This window comes from Enterobacter wuhouensis (assembly GCF_004331265.1).
Taxonomy (GTDB): Bacteria; Pseudomonadota; Gammaproteobacteria; order Enterobacterales; family Enterobacteriaceae; genus Enterobacter; species Enterobacter wuhouensis.
In genome coordinates this window covers 267,428-285,776 of sequence record NZ_SJOO01000001.1, presented here as the reverse complement: position 1 = coordinate 285,776, position 18,349 = coordinate 267,428, and the positions used below count along the sequence as shown (strand labels likewise).

18 protein-coding genes are annotated in these 18,349 nt (G+C 59.6%); 7 read left to right on the top strand and 11 right to left on the bottom strand.

From position 1 onward, the window contains the following. Positions 1-25: 25 nt before the first annotated feature. Positions 26-1,282: a glutamyl-tRNA reductase gene (hemA, locus tag E0L20_RS01540; RefSeq protein WP_131632358.1), complete on the bottom strand. Its 1,257-nt coding sequence runs from the start codon at positions 1,280-1,282 to the stop codon at positions 26-28. Between the two features lie 201 nt (positions 1,283-1,483). Here hemA and lolB point away from each other — a divergent pair, with 201 nt between their 5' ends. From lolB to dauA, 4 genes are all read left to right on the top strand, one after another. Further along, entirely contained in the window at positions 1,484-2,095 is a 612-nt protein-coding gene (gene lolB, locus E0L20_RS01535; RefSeq protein ID WP_131632357.1) for a lipoprotein insertase outer membrane protein LolB, read from the top strand. Then, positions 2,092-2,961: a 4-(cytidine 5'-diphospho)-2-C-methyl-D-erythritol kinase gene (gene ispE, locus E0L20_RS01530; protein WP_131632356.1), complete on the top strand. Its 870-nt coding sequence runs from the start codon at positions 2,092-2,094 to the stop codon at positions 2,959-2,961. Before lolB ends, ispE begins: the two co-directional genes overlap by 4 nt. A 125-nt stretch (positions 2,962-3,086) precedes the next feature. Beyond that, positions 3,087-4,034, top strand: a complete 948-nt coding sequence (prs, locus tag E0L20_RS01525; RefSeq protein WP_003856663.1) for a ribose-phosphate diphosphokinase — start codon at positions 3,087-3,089, stop codon at positions 4,032-4,034. A gap of 124 nt (positions 4,035-4,158) precedes the next feature. Then, positions 4,159-5,838 (top strand): C4-dicarboxylic acid transporter DauA, encoded by a 1,680-nt coding sequence (gene dauA, locus E0L20_RS01520; RefSeq protein WP_131632355.1) that lies wholly within the window; start codon positions 4,159-4,161, stop codon positions 5,836-5,838. A 75-nt stretch (positions 5,839-5,913) separates the two neighbouring features. On the opposite strand, the gene ychH is transcribed toward dauA, so the two are convergent. Beyond that, complete coding sequence (ychH, locus tag E0L20_RS01515; RefSeq protein ID WP_131632354.1) at positions 5,914-6,189, bottom strand: stress-induced protein YchH; 276 nt, start codon at positions 6,187-6,189, stop codon at positions 5,914-5,916. 271 nt (positions 6,190-6,460) lie between these two features. On the opposite strand from ychH, the gene pth reads away from it, so the two are divergent. The 3 genes from pth to E0L20_RS01500 all read left to right on the top strand — a co-directional run bounded on the left by pth (position 6,461) and on the right by E0L20_RS01500 (position 10,711). After that, positions 6,461-7,045, top strand: a complete 585-nt coding sequence (gene pth, locus E0L20_RS01510) for an aminoacyl-tRNA hydrolase (RefSeq protein WP_062932920.1) — start codon at positions 6,461-6,463, stop codon at positions 7,043-7,045. A gap of 126 nt (positions 7,046-7,171) precedes the next feature. After that, the gene (gene ychF / locus E0L20_RS01505) at positions 7,172-8,266 is read left to right on the top strand and encodes a redox-regulated ATPase YchF (RefSeq protein ID WP_131632353.1); all 1,095 of its coding nucleotides are present in this window, start codon (positions 7,172-7,174) and stop codon (positions 8,264-8,266) included. Between the two features lie 156 nt (positions 8,267-8,422). Further along, a complete protein-coding gene (locus E0L20_RS01500) occupies positions 8,423-10,711 on the top strand; it encodes an FdhF/YdeP family oxidoreductase (RefSeq protein WP_131632352.1) in 2,289 nt (762 codons plus the stop codon). Positions 10,712-10,727: 16 nt separating this feature from the next. On the opposite strand, the gene E0L20_RS01495 is transcribed toward E0L20_RS01500, so the two are convergent. From E0L20_RS01495 to E0L20_RS01455, 9 genes are all read right to left on the bottom strand, one after another. After that, positions 10,728-11,474, bottom strand: a complete 747-nt coding sequence (locus E0L20_RS01495) for a phosphate/phosphite/phosphonate ABC transporter substrate-binding protein (RefSeq protein WP_131632351.1) — start codon at positions 11,472-11,474, stop codon at positions 10,728-10,730. Further along, a complete protein-coding gene (locus E0L20_RS01490) occupies positions 11,467-12,438 on the bottom strand; it encodes a fatty acid desaturase (RefSeq protein ID WP_131632350.1) in 972 nt (323 codons plus the stop codon). The genes E0L20_RS01495 and E0L20_RS01490 overlap by 8 nt, the downstream gene beginning before the upstream one ends. A 130-nt stretch (positions 12,439-12,568) precedes the next feature. Further along, entirely contained in the window at positions 12,569-13,495 is a 927-nt protein-coding gene (gene catA / locus E0L20_RS01485) for a catechol 1,2-dioxygenase (RefSeq protein ID WP_131632349.1), read from the bottom strand. Positions 13,496-13,528: 33 nt separating this feature from the next. Further along, positions 13,529-13,813 carry a muconolactone Delta-isomerase gene (gene catC / locus E0L20_RS01480; protein WP_131632348.1) on the bottom strand — a complete coding sequence of 95 codons (285 nt, stop codon included), beginning with the start codon at positions 13,811-13,813 and terminating at the stop codon, positions 13,529-13,531. 9 nt (positions 13,814-13,822) lie between these two features. After that, positions 13,823-14,938, bottom strand: coding sequence for a muconate cycloisomerase family protein (locus E0L20_RS01475; protein ID WP_131632347.1), 1,116 nt, complete (start codon positions 14,936-14,938; stop codon positions 13,823-13,825). Beyond that, a complete protein-coding gene (gene pcaD, locus E0L20_RS01470; protein ID WP_131632346.1) occupies positions 14,922-15,701 on the bottom strand; it encodes a 3-oxoadipate enol-lactonase in 780 nt (259 codons plus the stop codon). The genes E0L20_RS01475 and pcaD overlap by 17 nt, the downstream gene beginning before the upstream one ends. Before the next feature lie 13 nt (positions 15,702-15,714). Further along, on the bottom strand, positions 15,715-16,377 hold the full coding sequence (locus E0L20_RS01465; protein WP_131632345.1) for a 3-oxoacid CoA-transferase subunit B: 663 nt from the start codon (positions 16,375-16,377) through the stop codon (positions 15,715-15,717). After that, positions 16,374-17,057 carry a 3-oxoacid CoA-transferase subunit A gene (locus tag E0L20_RS01460; RefSeq protein ID WP_131632344.1) on the bottom strand — a complete coding sequence of 228 codons (684 nt, stop codon included), beginning with the start codon at positions 17,055-17,057 and terminating at the stop codon, positions 16,374-16,376. The genes E0L20_RS01465 and E0L20_RS01460 overlap by 4 nt, the downstream gene beginning before the upstream one ends. Continuing rightward, positions 17,054-18,307: an MFS transporter gene (locus E0L20_RS01455; RefSeq protein WP_165500679.1), complete on the bottom strand. Its 1,254-nt coding sequence runs from the start codon at positions 18,305-18,307 to the stop codon at positions 17,054-17,056. Before E0L20_RS01455 ends, E0L20_RS01460 begins: the two co-directional genes overlap by 4 nt. Between the last annotated feature and the right edge of the window lie 42 nt (positions 18,308-18,349).

The following is an 18,349-nucleotide window of genomic DNA, read 5'->3' as shown; positions in this document are numbered from 1 at the left end:
TGTAATAGAAAATGGGTATTGAGCGCTATTCCAGCCCGAGGCTGTTGCGCAGAATAGTCAGGCGTTCATCATCCCCGTCTCGGGCTGCCTGCTGAAGAGATTTGGTTGGGGCATGGATCAGGCGATTGGTCAGTTTCCGTGCCAGATCCTGCATAATCGCGTGTGCGTCGCCGCCCTGATCGAGGGCAGCCAGCGCTTTGGCGGTCAGTTCTTCACGCACCTGCTCCGCCTGTCCGCGATACTCGCGGATAGTCTCGCTGGCGCTTTGCGCGCGCAGCCAGGCCATAAACTCGCTGGTTTCCTGCTCGACAATCGTTTCCGCCTGCACCGCTGCCGCTTTACGCTGGGCAAGGTTGTGCGAAATGATGCTTTGCAGGTCGTCCACGCTGTAAAGGTAGGCGTTAGCCAACTTGCCCACTTCCGGTTCAACATCGCGCGGGACGGCGATATCGACCAGCAGCATCGGCTGGTTACGACGGGATTTTAACGCGCGCTCCACCATCCCTTTGCCGATAATCGGCAGCGGGCTGGCGGTAGAGCTGATGATGATGTCTGCCTCTTTCAGGCGTTCATCAATGTCGCTCAGCGCAATGACCTCTGCGCCCACCTCGTCCGCCAGCACCTGCGCACGTTCGCGGGTACGGTTAGCGATAACCATCTTTTTCACCTTGTGCTCGCGCAGATGGCGCGCCACAAGCTCGATGGTTTCGCCCGCTCCCACCAGCAGCACGGTGACGGTCGACAGAGATTCAAAGATTTGACGCGCAAGGGTGCAGGCTGCGAAAGCAACAGAAACCGCACTGGCACCAATGTCGGTTTCGGTTCGCACACGCTTCGCCACGGAGAAGGACTTCTGGAACATACGTTCCAGCTCGCTGGCCTTCAGGTGGCCTTTTTGCGAATCAGCAAAGGCTTTTTTCACCTGACCGAGAATTTGCGGCTCGCCGAGCACCAGCGAATCGAGGCCGCTGGCCACGCGCATCAGATGGCTGACCGCATCGTTATCCTGATGCCAGTACAGGCTGTTGCGCAGCTCTTCTTCGTTGAGGTTGTGGTAGTCGCATAGCCAGCGGATTAACGCTTCGTGCAGGTTGTCCTGCTCTTCCACGCTTAAATACAGTTCGGTACGGTTGCACGTCGAGAGCACCACCCCACCCTGCACCATGGGCTGTGCAAGCAGGCTGTCCAGCGCCAGGTCGAGCGTATCCGGCGAAAACGTAACGCGTTCTCGCAGTGAAACCGGGGCCGTTTTGTGGTTGATGCCGAGTGCTAATAGGGTCATGTTGAGCGGGAGTAGTACCAGCGTTAATAAGGTTAGCAGGTCGCATCATACAGGATGCGCGAGATCAATAAAAGAGACTGCACCCTTTCGGAGTAATAGGTTAGATAGCGCTTTGAGATAATTTGAACGTAGACGGTGGCATCCTTCAACGCTAGCATTAACGGTTATAACTGCAACGTATCTCAAGGATTTGCCTTCATTATGACCCGACTGATTCGCCTGCTGCCTCTGGCAGCCCTGGTTCTGACCGCCTGTACCGTCACTCAGCCAAAAGGTCCAGGCAAAAGCCCTGACTCGCCGCAGTGGCGCCAGCACCAGCAGGACGTGCTGAAATTAAGCCAGTACCAGACGCGCGGCGCGTTTGCTTATCTCTCTGACGACCAGAAGGTTTATGCCCGCTTCTTCTGGCAGCAAACGGGGCAGGATCGCTATCGTCTGCTGCTGCTCAACCCGCTGGGCAGCACCGAGCTTGAGCTTCTCGCCAGGCCGGGTGAAGCGCAGATCACCGATAACAAAGGCCAGCACTATACCGCGACCGATGCCGAAGAGATGATTGGCAAATTGACCGGAATGCCGATTCCGCTGAACAGCCTGCGCCAGTGGATCCTCGGCCTGCCGGGTGACGCCACCGACTATACGCTTGACGACCAGTACCGCCTGAGCCAGGTCAACTACGCGCAGAACGGCAAAACCTGGAAAGTGGTATACAGCGGCTACGACAGCAACACTCAACCCGCGCTGCCGTCCAATATGGAGCTGACGCAGGGCAGCCAGCGAATCAAGCTGAAAATGGACAACTGGATCGTTAAATGATGACCCAGTGGCCCTCTCCCGCAAAACTGAACCTGTTTTTGTACATCACCGGGCAGCGCGCTGACGGGTATCACACCCTGCAGACGTTGTTTCAGTTTATTGACTATGGCGACACCCTTTCGGTGTCGCTGCGCGATGACGGGCAGATTTGCCTGCTGACGCCGGTTGAAGGCGTGGAGCACGACGATAACCTGATCGTGCGCGCCGCGCGCCTGCTGATGAAAGCCGCGGCAGATTCTGGCCGTCTGCCAGCGGGAAGCGGCGCGGATATCGGCATCGAGAAGCGCCTGCCGATGGGCGGCGGTCTGGGTGGAGGTTCTTCCAATGCGGCTACCGTGCTGGTTGCGCTGAATCATCTCTGGGGCTGCGGGCTATCGACGGACGAACTGGCGACACTCGGCCTGACGTTAGGCGCAGATGTACCCGTTTTTGTTCGCGGCCATGCGGCTTTTGCCGAAGGCGTGGGCGAGATCCTCACGCCGGTCGAGCCGCCGGAAAAATGGTATCTGGTTGCCCACCCTGGCGTGAGCATTCCGACCCCGGTGATCTTCAAAGATCCTGACCTGAAAAGAGATACCCCGGTACGGTCAATAGAAACGTTATTAAATTGTGAATTCAGCAACGATTGCGAGGTTATCGCAAGAAAACGTTTTCGCGAGGTTGATGCGGTGCTTTCCTGGCTGTTAGAATACGCGCCGTCGCGCCTGACTGGTACAGGGGCCTGTGTCTTTGCTGAATTTGACACCGAGTCCGCCGCTCGTCAGGTGCTTGAGCAAGCGCCAGTTTGGCTGCATGGTTTTGTAGCACGCGGGATGAACACCTCCCCCCTACAGCAGGCCATACTGGCGCAGACTGAGTTTCGGTGACAACGTCACCCTGTTCCAGACGTTGCATCGCGCTCTTTAATACACCGCCTGGATAGCATTCGCCTGGCCCGCACAGTTTTTGGCGAAGGTTATCCACCACTGGACGCATGCCTGAGGTTCTTCTCGTGCCTGATATGAAGCTTTTTGCTGGTAACGCCACCCCGGAACTAGCACAACGTATTGCCAACCGCCTGTACACTTCCCTCGGCGACGCCGCTGTAGGTCGCTTTAGCGACGGCGAAGTCAGCGTACAAATTAACGAAAATGTACGCGGTGGTGATATTTTCATCATCCAGTCCACCTGTGCTCCAACGAACGACAACCTGATGGAATTGGTTGTTATGGTCGACGCCCTGCGCCGTGCTTCCGCAGGTCGTATCACTGCCGTAATCCCTTACTTTGGCTATGCCCGCCAGGACCGTCGCGTCCGTTCCGCGCGCGTGCCAATCACTGCTAAAGTTGTCGCTGACTTCCTGTCCAGCGTTGGCGTTGACCGCGTCCTGACCGTTGACCTGCACGCAGAGCAGATCCAGGGCTTCTTCGACGTTCCGGTTGATAACGTATTCGGCAGCCCAATCCTGCTGGAAGACATGCTGCAGCTGAACCTGGACAACCCAATCGTGGTTTCTCCGGACATCGGCGGCGTGGTACGTGCCCGTGCTATCGCTAAGCTGCTGAACGATACCGACATGGCGATCATCGACAAGCGTCGTCCGCGCGCTAACGTTTCTCAGGTGATGCACATCATCGGTGACGTGGCGGGCCGTGACTGCGTGCTGGTTGACGACATGATCGATACCGGCGGTACGCTGTGCAAAGCAGCAGAAGCGCTGAAAGAACGTGGTGCGAAGCGCGTATTTGCTTATGCGACTCACCCGATCTTCTCCGGTAACGCAGTGAATAATCTCCGCAACTCCGTTATCGACGAAGTTGTGGTGTGCGATACCATCCCACTGAGCGACGAAATCAAAGCGCTGCCAAACGTACGTACTTTGACCCTGTCCGGGATGCTGGCCGAAGCGATTCGTCGTATCAGCAACGAAGAATCGATCTCTGCAATGTTCGAACACTGATCGAACACGGCTAAAAAACCCGCTGCGGCGGGTTTTTTTGTTTATAGTTTTTATTTGTATGATCAATGCCTCCTTCACCTGCCATTCACATGACAGATGATGCGCACACGGATGATAGAGAATTGTGAAAAAATTAACTTCCTCACATGTTCTGCCCTTTCGCGCCCTCATCGACGCCTGCTGGAAAGAGAAATACACCTCGTCACGCTTTGTGCGTGACCTGATTGCCGGGATTACCGTCGGGATTATCGCCATTCCGCTGGCGATGGCGCTGGCGATTGGCAGCGGCGTTGCGCCGCAGTACGGCCTGTACACGTCCGCCGTGGCCGGGATCGTGATTGCCCTGACGGGCGGGTCCCGCTTCAGCGTCTCCGGCCCGACCGCCGCCTTTGTGGTGATCCTCTACCCCGTTTCGCAGCAGTTTGGTCTGGCAGGCCTGCTGGTTGCCACCCTGATGTCCGGCGTCATTTTGATCCTGTTCGGTCTCGCCCGCTTTGGCCGGCTGATTGAATATATCCCCCTTTCCGTGACGCTGGGGTTCACATCCGGGATTGGGATTACCATCGGTACCATGCAGATCAAGGATTTCCTCGGGCTGCAGATGGCTCACGTGCCTGAACATTATCTGCAAAAAGTGGGGGCGCTGTTCATGGCGCTGCCGACGGCCAACCTTGGCGATGCGGCTATCGGCATCGTGACCCTGGGCACGCTGATCGTCTGGCCTCGCTTGGGCATTCGCCTTCCGGGCCACCTCCCTGCGCTGCTGCTCGGCTGTGGGGTGATGGCGATTGTGAATATGCTCGGCGGCCATGTGGCGACCATTGGCTCACAGTTCCACTATATTCTGGCTGACGGCTCGCAGGGCAGCGGTATTCCGCAGCTGTTGCCGCAGCTGGTACTGCCGTGGGATATGCCGGGCTCGACGTTCACGCTGAGCTGGGATTCGCTGCGTGCCCTGCTGCCCGCCGCGTTTTCAATGGCGATGCTGGGGGCGATTGAGTCCCTGCTCTGCGCGGTGGTGCTGGACGGTATGACCGGCACCAGGCATAAGGCCAACAGCGAGCTGGTCGGTCAGGGGCTGGGGAACATCATCGCGCCATTCTTCGGCGGCATTACGGCTACGGCAGCCATTGCCCGTTCCGCTGCCAACGTCCGCGCGGGAGCGACATCACCAATTTCGGCGGTCATTCACGCCTTACTTGTGATAATGGCGCTGCTGATCCTCGCTCCGCTCCTCTCCTGGCTCCCGCTCTCTGCAATGGCGGCGCTGCTGCTGATGGTGGCCTGGAATATGAGCGAGGCCCATAAGGTGGTGAACCTGCTGCGTCGCGCGCCGAAAGACGACATCATCGTGATGCTTATCTGTATGTCGCTGACCGTGCTGTTTGACATGGTGATCGCCATCAGCGTGGGTATCGTGCTGGCCTCACTGCTGTTTATGCGCCGCATCGCGCAGATGACGCGGCTTTCACCGGTTAACGTTGAGGTCCCGGATGACGTACTGGTGCTGCGCGTGATTGGCCCGCTGTTCTTCGCCGCCGCCGAGGGGTTGTTTAGCGACCTTGAGTCCCGCATTCAGGGCAAGCGGATTGTGGTGCTGAAGTGGGATGCCGTACCGGTGCTGGATGCTGGCGGTCTGGATGCGTTCCAGCGCTTTGTTGCGCGCCTGCCGGAGGGCTGCGAGCTGCGGGTGAGCAACCTGGAGTTCCAGCCACTGCGCACGATGGCCCGCGCTGGCGTGCAGCCGATCCCAGGGCGTCTCGCGTTTTATCCAAACCGCGAAGCCGCGTTAGCCGATCTCTAGATCGCCACGAGAAGAGTCAAAGCAAAAAAAAACGACTCTAAACAGAGTCGTTTTTATGTTCTTTATTCAAAAGCACTAGCCGTGCTTATGCTGGTCACGGCGGCAACGTTTATCGTAATGGCGCACCCACCAGTATCTGTCACTGACCTGCTCGTGACCGCTCACGCGTGCTCCGGCGAGCCACAATACCGCACCGAGGAAAATACTCAGCACCGCGCCGTGCGCGAAGTATTGCGGGAGGTCAAGCTGTGGCAATTGGTTTAAAATAGAGTAACCCACACCGGCTACCATCACGAACAGTCCCAACCCCATCAGTACGTTACCGAGTATCGAAGCGTTTTTGCGTTTCATATGTCACCTCCGGAACCTGGGTTGTAGGGAATAAGTCCCTATTCCTTGTGTGTAAAGTATAGACAACACCGCTTATATGAGTTGCGTGAATGATCACATTTACGGACAACGCCAAGACAAAAGTTTACAAATAACGCCTTGAACAGCTTGAAATTCTAATGGTTCAAATGAGTAATTATTTGCTATTTGGCATTCAGGGTGCAGAACTTTGTCAAGCGGCGCCTCAGACAGTAAACTACGCGCCAGATCTGGAACCCATAGGAATGAAATCGTGACGATTAAACTGATTGTCGGCCTCGCCAACCCGGGCGCAGAGTATGCAGCCACCCGCCACAACGCCGGTGCCTGGTACGTCGATCTGCTGGCCGAGCGGTTACGTGCTCCCCTGCGTGAAGAACCGAAATTCTACGGGTATACCTCACGCATCAGTCTCGCCGGTGCCGATGTGCGCCTGCTGGTGCCGACGACCTTTATGAACCTGAGCGGCAAAGCCGTGGCGGCAATGGCGACGTTTTATCGCATCAACCCGGACGAAATCCTGGTGGCTCACGATGAGCTTGATTTACCCCCGGGCGTGGCAAAGTTCAAGCTTGGCGGCGGTCATGGCGGACACAACGGTCTGAAAGACATCATCAGCAAGCTGGGCAATAACCCGAATTTCCACCGTTTGCGCGTGGGAATCGGGCATCCGGGCGATAAAAACAAAGTTGTCGGTTTCGTGCTGGGTAAGCCACCGGTTTCTGAGCAGAAATTAATAGACGAAGCGGTAGACGAAGCGGCGCGCTGCACCGAAATTTGGCTTCAGGATGGCCTGACAAAAGCGACTAACCGCTTACACGCCTTCAAAGCGCAATAATCCGCCCTGCGCGGCTTTTTTACCGCGCGGCATGCAGGTTACGTGTATAATAGGCAAAGTTATTTACTTTTCTTCAATCGGTTATATCTAACGGATTGATTATCAAGATATTAAGGTGATTTAGAAATGGGATTCAAATGCGGTATCGTCGGTCTGCCAAACGTGGGCAAATCCACCCTCTTTAACGCCCTGACCAAAGCGGGTATTGAAGCGGCGAACTTCCCGTTCTGTACCATCGAACCTAACACCGGCGTTGTTCCAATGCCCGATCCGCGTCTGGATCAGCTCGCGGAAATCGTAAAGCCGCAGCGCATTCTGCCAACCACCATGGAGTTCGTGGACATCGCGGGCCTGGTAAAAGGCGCGTCCAAAGGTGAAGGCCTGGGCAACCAGTTCCTGACCAACATCCGTGAAACCGAAGCCATCGGCCACGTGGTGCGCTGCTTCGAAAACGACAACATTATCCACGTAAATAACAAAGTGGACCCGGCTGACGACATCGACGTCATCAACACCGAGCTGGCCCTTTCTGACCTCGACACCTGCGAACGTGCGATTCACCGCGTGCAGAAGAAAGCCAAAGGCGGCGATAAAGACGCTAAAGCGGAACTGGCTGCCCTGGAAAAATGCCTGCCGCAGCTGGAAAACGCGGGCATGCTGCGCGCGCTGAAAAACCTGACGGAAGAAGACAAGGCGGCAATCAAATACCTGAGCTTCCTGACGCTGAAGCCAACCATGTACATCGCCAACGTGAACGAAGACGGCTTCGAGAACAACCCATACCTGGACAAAGTGCGTGAAATCGCCGCGGGTGAAGGCTCTGTGGTTGTCGCGGTATGCGCAGCGGTTGAGTCCGACATCGCCGAGCTGGACGACGCCGACCGTGAAGAGTTCATGGCAGAGCTGGGTCTGGAAGAACCGGGCCTGAACCGCGTGATCCGCGCAGGCTACGAACTGCTGAACCTGCAAACCTACTTCACCGCTGGCGTGAAAGAAGTGCGCGCATGGACTATCCCTGTCGGCGCAACTGCGCCTCAGGCGGCGGGTAAAATTCACACCGATTTCGAGAAGGGCTTCATCCGCGCGCAGACTATCGCCTTCGAAGACTTCATCACCTATAAAGGTGAACAGGGTGCGAAGGAAGCCGGCAAGATGCGTGCAGAAGGGAAAGATTACATCGTCAAAGATGGCGACGTGATGAACTTCCTGTTCAACGTCTAATTCGATTTTGATTTTAAAAGGCCTCGATTTTTATCGAGGCCTTTTTATTTGTCGGCAGGCTTCATTTTTTCGGCCCGAGACGATCCATTTTTGTTGTCATTTTGTTAAACAAACCGGTGTAGAATTCATCTGATAACCTATCCAGCAGGAGTCCAGATGAAGACCAAAAAACGCGCCGTTCCCGGAATCAGACACTACGACGGCCCTGCTGGCGGCTGGGGCGCGCTTAAGGCCACGGCCATTGCGGTACGCACCCAGATGGACACGCTGGACGCCCCTGCTACCCTGCTGCGCACCAACCAGCCCGACGGTTTTGACTGCCCGGGCTGCGCGTGGCCCGATAAAGAGCATAAATCGACGTTTCAGTTCTGCGAGAACGGCGCGAAGGCCGTCACCTGGGAGGCCACCAGCAAACGCGTAACGCCGGCGTTTCTGGCGGAAAATACCGTCACCTCGCTGCTGGCAAAATCTGACTTTGAGCTGGAAGGCTATGGTCGACTGACGCGCCCCCTGCGCTATGACCGATCGAGCGACACTTTCCGCCCCGTCGAATGGGATGAAGCCTTTGAGCGCATCGGGGAGATCCTGCGCGGACTCGAGCCGGACAGTGTTGAATTCTACACCTCCGGTCGCGCCTCCAACGAAGCGGCCTACCTGTTTCAGCTTTTCGCCCGCGAATATGGCACCAATAACTTCCCGGACTGCTCCAACATGTGCCACGAAGCCACCAGCGTCGGGCTGCCCCGCTCTATTGGCATCGGTAAAGGCACGGTATCGCTTGATGATTTCGACAAAACCGAACTGGTAATTTCCATCGGGCACAACCCCGGCACTAACCATCCGCGCATGATGGGTACCCTGCACGAGCTGTCGCGCCGCGGCGTGCCGATTATCGTTTTCAATCCGCTGCGTGAAAGGGCCCTTGAACGGTTCGCCGATCCGCAAAGCCTGATTGAAATGGCCACCTACAGCTCAACCGATATCGCCTCAACCTATTTTCAGGTCAAGGCGGGCGGTGATGCCGCGGCGCTGAAGGGGATCGCCAAACACCTGCTGGAACGAGAAGCGGCGCAGGGCGGCACGCTGGATAACGCCTTTATCGCCGCCCACACTCAGGGCTTCGACGCGTTTTCCGCAGACATCGCGCAGACGACGTGGGAAGCCATCGAACGCGAGTCCGGTTTAGCCAGGGCGGAGCTGAAAACCGTCGCCGATGCGTACGCCAAATCGAACGCCACCATCATCACCTACGGCATGGGGATCACCCAGCATAACAAAGGCACGGCAAACGTCCGCCTGATTGCCGACCTGCTGCTGATGCGCGGCAATATCGGCAAGCCAGGCGCGGGGATCTGCCCCCTGCGCGGCCACTCCAACGTGCAGGGAAACCGAACCGTTGGCATCACCGAGAAACCGACGCCCGCTTTTCTGGGTCGCCTGAAGGCGGTTTTCGGCTTTGAACCCCCTTCCCAACACGGTCACGATGCGGTGGCAGCCACGCAGGCAATGATCGACGGGCGATCAAAAGCGCTGATCTGCCTGGGCGGTAACTTCGCCGTGGCGATGCCCGATCACCAGAGGGGATTTCCGGCGATGAACACGCTGGATCTGAGCGTTCACATCGGCACCAAGCTGAACCGCACGCACCTGCTGGTTGGCAAAGAAACCTATATTCTGCCGTGTCTTGGCCGCACTGAACTGGACATTCAGGAGACGGGACGTCAGTCCATTACCGTGGAAGACTCCATGTCGATGGTCCATGCGTCGTCCGGGAAGCTGAAGCCCGCCTCACCGTCGATCCGCGCTGAGCCTGCTATCGTGGCCGGGATGGCAAAAGCCACCCTCAGCCACACCCGGGTGGGCTGGATGGATCTGGTGGCGGATTACGATCTGATCCGCGACCTGATTGAGCAAACCATTCCGGGATTTGAGGGCTACAACGCGCGCATTCGCATCCCGGGTGGCTTCCGGATGCCGCTGCCGCCCACGCAGCGCGTCTGGCCCACGGCTACGGGCAAGGCGATGTTCTCCGTGTTTGACGGCGTGGACGAAAATGCGCGGGGCGTAGGCGATAACCTTCTGCGCCTGATTACGCTGCGCAGCCATGACCAGTACAACACCACCATTTATGCTCTGGACGACCGCTACCGCGGCGTGTTTGGCCGTCGCGACGTGCTGTTTATGAACGAAGAGGATATGGCGCGGTTAGGGCTGGAGCACGGGGACCGGGTGGATATCGAAACCGCGCTGCCGGGCAGCGTTCAGCGTCTAAATGATATTACCGTGGTGGAGTACAGCATTGCGCCCGGCACCGTGGGCGCCTACTATCCGGAGGCGAACGTTCTGGTACCGCTTGATTACCTTGATAAAGAGAGCGGAACACCCTCTTATAAATCGGTGCCCGTAAACGTCAGGCTGCGCTCAAAGGACATTCGTCCGCTCTAGTCCTCCGATAAACGCGTCAGTCGAGCAGCTGGTAATAGGCCTGGCGCGTCACCTCGCTAAACCCGCCGATGAGCACCGCCCTGCACACTTCCCGGTATTCCGGGTTGTTGACCAGCTCGTTAAGCGCGTCGCGAATAGCCTGGAGCGTCGCGTGAGAGGTTTGACGGGCAGTAATCAGCGGCAGGCCGGGGGTCAGCGGCGTACGCTCTATCACGGCCAGCCCCGCCAGCAGCGCCGGCTCATGACGCTGCAGCAGGGCATAGGTCACGCAGTCAATGGCGGCGATATCGCCTGCCCCACGCCCTACGTCGACCAGCGACTGTCGGTGGCTGCCGCTGAACGTCACTGATGAGAAATAGTCGTTTACCGCAGCAAGCGCGATCTTTTTGCGCAGCACGTTGTAGCCCGACTGCGAATCCGGCGAATTACACACCGCGCGTCGCCCGCGAAAGTCAGCCAGCGTCCGGTGCTTATCCTCCTCGCGCACGACCAGAAAACTGCGGTAGTGAATCCCTTCACAGCCCGGCGCGGCGTAGTGAAAACAGCCGACTACCTGCACGTCCGGCAGCGCCGTCATCAGCGGGTAGCCGCAGGTCTGGCTCAGCGCCAGATCGGGCTGCTGCCAGAGTGAGAGCAGGTCTTGATCCGGCGACGCCGCCACCGTTATGCTGCGCGCCAACAGCAGGCTTTGTATCGTCCGCCATAGCGCGTCGGTATCGGCCCGATTGACGTCGTACATCGGAAACGCCATCAGCTTACTCATGCTCCTCTCCTCGCTTAACGCCCGGATGAACGGTGACGTCTACCGGCCTGACCCAGAACCGGCGCAGCCATTCGCCGTATCCCTTAACCAGAAAGCCGTGGTTACGCTGCTGGTAAGCCTCCCGGCCGTGGAGGTAGATTGTCTTCAGCCCGTACCAGGGAATGCCGGGTAAATCGTGATGCACTGAATGGTAGTTAAGATTCAGAAACAATACCCGCCAGAATACCCCGGCCTCGTTGATCGCCGAGCGCGCCAGCGGATCGTCCGCCGCGCGGTGTTCAAGAAAAGAGCGCACTTTGGTGAGCGCCAGCGCGGGATAGCTTACGGCCAGCACAAACCAGACGGGCGAGAAACCGACGCCGATCATCCAGGCGAAAAGCCCCGCCAGCAGCAGTCCGTGCGTCAGCCACATTCCCATCGCGCGCCAGCGCAGATGGCGAAACGCCCCCGCCGCGCCGCCCAGCGTCTGCAGAATATCCAGCAGCGGGGCCAGCAGCAGCCGTCCGACGAAAGTATTGCGCGCATGGATAACACGCTTCTGCCAGGGGGAAAAGCGCGCCCAGCTCTCGCGGGTGAAATAGTAGGACTCTGGGTCGTCCACCGGCACGGTCAGACTATCGTGGCGATGGTGCGCCAGGTGCGAATCGCGGTACAGGCCATACGGATACCAGACCGCCAGCGGCATCGCGCCGAACAGCGCGTTAAGCCAGGCGATGCGGGTTGGGTGCCCGTGGATCAGCTCATGCTGGAGCGACATATACCAGGCGGTAAACCAGATAAGCAACAGCGTGGCGGGCAGCAGGCCGAGCGTTTGCCAGAACATCAGGGTGGTAAACCAGCCGCCATAAATAGCGATAATTAACAGCCAGGTCGGCAGCTCGCTTCGCCACAGCAGCGAGGCCGAGAGGCGGTGAATATGTTCCCGCTGGCCTTCGTTTAGATAGAGCGTACTTCGTTTACCCATTCTTTCAGACGCCATTTTCGTCAGTCATAATATGTGCTGACGATCTGCGAAAACGCCTGAAATAACAAAGAACTTAAATCGCTTTGCTTTGCCAAAAACAGGGGCAGCGCTGATACGCTGCCCGCTATCGTTACTCCTTCACGCGGGCGCGCTTGCCGCGCTCCTCGTCGGCGCTTCCCGCCGCCGTCACCAGGACAAAATCAAAACGCACTTCCGTATGCGGCCCAGGGATATCGCGCTCGCGGGCAACGGTGCCGTCGGTAATTTTCACCGGATCGGCAATCAGCTCTTCGCGGGTAGCAAAGGCAAAATCGTCCCACAGGTATTGGTCGCCGCTGAGGTTGATTTGCGTGGTCAGATGCTTAAAGCCCGGCGCAGAGACGAAAAAGTGGATATGCGCCGGACGATTGCCGTGACGGCCCAGCCCGTTGAGCAATTTTTGCGTTGGGCCATCCGGCGGGCAGCCGTAGCCGCACGGCACAATGCTGCGCGCAGCGTAGGTGCCGTCGGCTGCCGTCTTAACGCGACGACGCAGGTTATATTCACTCTGCGACGGGTCGAAGAACGAATAACCGCCATGGGTATTGGCGTGCCAGATATCCACAATCGCCCCGGGCACCGGGTTCCCCTCAAGGTCAGTCACCTTGCCGTGCAGCCACATCGCCTCGGCCTTCTCGCTGCCGTCATCCATGCGCGCAAAGTCCTGGCTCAGCGGCGCGTTGGCAACGTAGAGCGGCCCTTCGATGGTGCGCGGCGTGCCGATTTCGCTTCCGGCCGCCGCCTCTTTTTCATCGGCACGCATGTCCAGATAGTGCTCCAGGCCCAGGCCCGCCGCCAGCAGCGCCGCTTCTTTGCGCTCGCCCAGCTCGTTGAGATAGTTAACGGCGATCCAGAACTCTTCGTCGGTGATGTCGAACGTTTTGATGGTATTGCACAGGTCGCTCAACAGCTGGTGCATGATGGCCTTAAAGCGTTCGTTACCCCCGTCGGCGTTCAGGCCGCTGCCGATCGCCAGCAGGGTTTCGAGTTCGGACTGATGTGCAGGATTCTTTGACATTGCAGGTTCCTCGGTTGTGTAGGGTATGGGCTGTTATGCGTTATGTATTGATGAGGGATGCGCGCAGAGCGGCTGCACGCTGATGTCCATGTACGGATAGAGCGGCAGCCCGGTCAGCAGCAGGTGCAGCTCCTGATTATCCGCCACGTCAAAAATGCTGACGTTGGCGTACTGCCCGACCACCCGCCAGATGTGCAGCCACTTGCCTTCACGCTGCAGGCGCTGCGAATAGGCCTTCTCTTTGGCTTTGATCTCATCTGCCTGCTCCGCCGGCAGCGAGGCCGGTATGTTGACGGTCATTTCGACTTTGAACAGCATGAAAGCTCCTTACGGGCGCGCGTAGTGGCGCAATTTATCGGTGTCGATGTCGATGCCCAGACCCGGGCCGGAGGGCAGCGTGACCTGTCCCCGGCTAAAGTCGAGCGGGCGCACCACGACGTCGTCTTTTAGCAGCAGCGGGCCAAACATCTCTGTCCCCCACCGCATCGGGACCGTGGACCAGGCGTGCAGAGAGGCCAGGGTTCCGACGGTGCCTTCCAGCATGGTGCCGCCGTAAAGCGCCACGCCCGCCGCCTGCGCGACGTGCGCCAGCTTCAGCGCCTGCACGGGGCCGCCTGCTTTCGCAATTTTTAGGGCGTACGCGCCGGTAAACCCGCCGTTTGCCAGGGCGTAGCCGTCGTGGCTGGTGCCGACCGCCTCATCCGCCAGAATCGGCACCTCAAAGCGCTGACTGAGGGTAATGAGGCCCTGCCTGTCCCAGAGCGGGATCGGCTGTTCCACCAGGTCGATACCGCCGTCCTGAAGCTGACGCATCCCTTTTACGGCGGTCGTCAGATCCCAGGCCTGATTGACGTCCACGCGGATGCTGACCTCGTCGCCCAGCGCAGACTTAATGGCCAGCGCGTGACGAATATCCGTCGCCAGATCCCGCGCGCCAATCTTGAGCTTGAAGGCGTCGTGCCGCCCTTCCGCCAGCAGGCGCCTGCCCTCCTCGATGTCTTTTTCCGTGTCGCCGCTGGCCAGCGTCCAGAGCACCGGCAGCCGCTCGCACAGCGCCCCGCCGAGCAGCGCGCTAACGGGCACGCCCAGCGCTTTTCCCTGCGCGTCCAGAAACGCGGTTTCAAGGGCTGACTTCGCAAACGTATTGCCCTTCACGCTGGCGTTCATAACGTGCGCCAGCGCCGCCGGGCCGCTGAAGGTCTTGCCGCAGAGCAGCGGTGACAGGTAGGTTTCGACGGCGGATTTGATCGCCTCCGGGCTTTCCGCCCCATAGCTCAGGCCGCCGATGGTGGTGGCTTCGCCCCAGCCCACCACGCCCTCCGCGCAGGTCATGCGCACGAGGGCCAGCGTCTGGCAGCCCATGGTCGCCATCGACAGCCTGTGCGGGCGAACGGTCGGAATATCCACCAGCCAACAGGCGATGGATTCAACGGTGATACTCATGCTGTGCTCCTGCGGTTAAAAAGCGTGTGACGTACTGGCTAAACACCCCGGCGCAGGCCACGTTAGAAAGATGTGAGGCGGGCAGGGCCAGGCAGCGCGCCTGCGGAGCATCCTCCACCAGCCGTTCTGCGTCGCGTAGCGTAGTGACCGGGTCCTCGTCTCCGGCAATCACCAGCATCGGGCGCGGCATGGCCTGCACGTCGTTCCGCAGGTCGGCGAGTGCCAGCGCGTCGCAGCAGGCGGCGTAGCCCTCAGGCGAGGTTTCACCCAGGGCGTCGATCAGCGGCTGCACCGCTTCCGGGTGGCGCTGACGGAAAGCGGGCGTAAACCAGCGTTCGGCCGCCGTGGCTGCGACCGGGGCCATCCCCTGCTGACGCACCAGCGCGGCGCGCTGCCGCCAGCCTTCCGGCTCGCCAATTTTTGCGGCAGTGTTGGCCACCACCAGACGATGAAAACGTTCCGGCGCATGGTGGTTCAGCCACAGCCCCGTCATGCCGCCCAGCGATATCCCGCAAAAATGAGCCTGCTCCACGCCCAGGCGATCCAGCAGAGCAATAACATCGTTGCCGAGCGACGCCAGGCTTACGCCCCCCGGCGGCAGCGGAGAACGCCCGTGCCCGCGCGTGTTGTAGCGCAGCACGCGAAAATGCTGTGTAAACGCAGGCATCTGCGCTTCCCACATCCCGTACGTCGTGCCGAGGGAGTTCGACAGCACCAGCAGCGGGGCATCGCTCGGGCCGTCCAGTCGGTATTCCAGATCCATAGGCTCTCCCGCCTTATGCCGTAGCATCGTCATTAAACAGCGCGAAGGTCAGCGTCACGGGCGTGACGGACCGCAGATAGTCGGCCGTGATATCGCCAAACAGTTCCCGCACCACCACGCCCTGTTCCGTAATGTCCATCACCGCCATGTCGGTGTAGATCCGGTCGATGCAGGCCATCCCGGTCAGCGGATAGGTGCAGGTTTCGACGATTTTGCAGACGCCGCTTTTGGTGAGGTGTTCGGTCATCACAAATACCTTCTTCGCGCCAATCGCCAGGTCCATCGCCCCGCCCACGGCCGGGATCGACGAGGGTTCCCCGGTGCTCCAGTTCGCCAGATCGCCGCGCGCGGAAACCTGATAGGCACCGAGCACGCAGATATCGAGATGACCGCCGCGCATCATGGTGAAGGAGTCGCCGTGGTGGAAATAGCAGCCCCCGGCCAGCAGGGTGACGGGCTGCTTGCCGGCGTTGATTAGCTCGGGATCGTCTTCGCCGGGCGCAGGTGCGGGCCCCATGCCCAGGATGCCGTTTTCGCTGTGCAGGAAGATTTCGCGGTCGGCGGGAAGATAATTGGCGATGCGTGTCGGCATCCCGATGCCGAGGTTGACGTACGCCCCTTCCGGAATGTCCCGCGCAATGCGCTGCGCCAGCTGCTGGGGGGTTAATGTGTTCATGCGGACTCCTTGCGTGCGGTCGCGACCTGCACCACGCGCTGGACAAAAATCCCCGGCGTCACCACCGCTTCCGGGTCCAGCTCGCCCAGCGCCACCGTCTCGCTCACCTGCGCGATGGTGCAGGCGGCGGCTGTCGCCATGATCGGGCCAAAGTTGCGCCCGGTTTTGTCAAACACCAGGTTGCCCCAGCGGTCGGCCTTCAGCGCCTTGATCAGCGCGAAGTCGGCCCTCAGCGGCGTTTCGAAAACGTAATCCTTGCCGTCGATGCGGCGCGTCTCTTTGCCCTCGGCCAGCTGCGTGCCGAAGCCGGTCGGCGTGAAGATCCCGCCCAGCCCCGAGCCTGCGGCCTGAATGCGCGCGGCGAGATTGCCCTGTGGAACCAGCTCCAGCGCGACCTCCCCCCGACGATAGAGATCGTCAAACACCCAGGAGTCCACCTGGCGCGGGAAGGAGCACACGACCTTTTTCACGCATCCGGCCTTCAGCAGCGCCGCCAGGCCGTAGTCGCCGTTTCCGGCGTTGTTGCTGATAAGGGTCAGCTCGCGCGGCCTGCGGCGGATCAGCGCGTCCAGCAGTTCCGCCGGCTGTCCGGCGGGACCAAAGCCCCCCACCATCACCACCGCGCCGTCAAAGACGTCCGCCACCGCGCGGTCAATGTCCGTTATCCTTTTATCAATCATTGTTTTTCCTCGTGTTGGGACGGCAGGCTGCGCAGCGCAATCCACGCCAGAAGCGCGTAAACCATCAGCAGTAGGGAGACCGGCCAGGAGGCGTCAAATTCGATCAGCAGCGCCACCGCCAGCATCGGGCCCAGGCCGCCGGAGAAGATCGACCCGACCTCGTGCCCCAGCGCCAGCCCGGAGTAGCGCACCCGCACCGGGAAGAGATCGCTCATAATGCAGGGCTGGGTGCCGATCATCGCCCCGTGGCAGAACGGCAGGCCGAGGAACATGGCGAGCATGATCCAGCCGTAGCTGCCGGTAGAGAGCAGCCAGAAGAACGGGAAGGCCATCACCAGCAGGCCGATCGCGCCGATGTAATAGACCGGCTTAAGGCCGATGCGATCCGACAGCGCCCCCCAGAACAGAATCGAGAAGAACTCCACCAGCATCGCCAGGGTGACGGCGCTGATAATGTCCCCGGTGCTGATGCCGATATGTCTGGCGTAGACCACCGAGAAGGTGAAGAAGATGTATGACGCGCCGTTCTCCGGCAGGCGCAGGGCGATAGCCTGCAGGAGCGCTTTCGGGTGGTCGCGTACCAGGATCAGCAGCGGAATTTTCTCGTGCTTCTCTTCCGGCCTCGCCTCGGTGAACGCCCTGCTCTCGCGGATGTTTTTGCGGATATAGACGCCCACTAAAAAGATGACGATGCTCAGCAGGAACGGCACGCGCCAGCCCCAGCGCATAAAATCGGATTCCGGCAGCTGCTGCACCAGGTAAAAGGCAAACGCCGAGAGGACAAACCCGCCGGAGACGCCCATCTGGCTCCAGGCGGTGTAGTAGCCACGACGCGAAGCCGGGGCGTTCTCGCTCAGCATCAGCACCCCGCCGCCCCACTCGCCGCCGGAGGCCACGCCCTGCAAGAAGCGCAGGATGATGAGCGTCAGCGGCGCCCAGAATCCGATCTGCGCATAGGTCGGCAGCAGGCCAATGACGAAGGTCGTGGCGCCCATCAGCGTCAGGGTCATGATCAGCGTCATCTTGCGGCTGTATCTGTCCCCGATGTGGCCGAAGACGATGCCGCCCAGCGGACGGGCCAAAAAGCCCACCGCGAAACCGGAAAACGCCAGCAGCGTGCCCTGCAGCGGATCGCCCCCGACCGGGAAGAACAGCGGCCCAAACACCAGCGCCGCGGCGGTGCCGTAGAGGAAAAAGTCATACCACTCGAGCGCATTCCCCAGCACGGAGGCAATCACCAGCCTGCGCATCTGGCTGGCATCCTGACCCACCTTCGCGGTGATTTTTTGTTC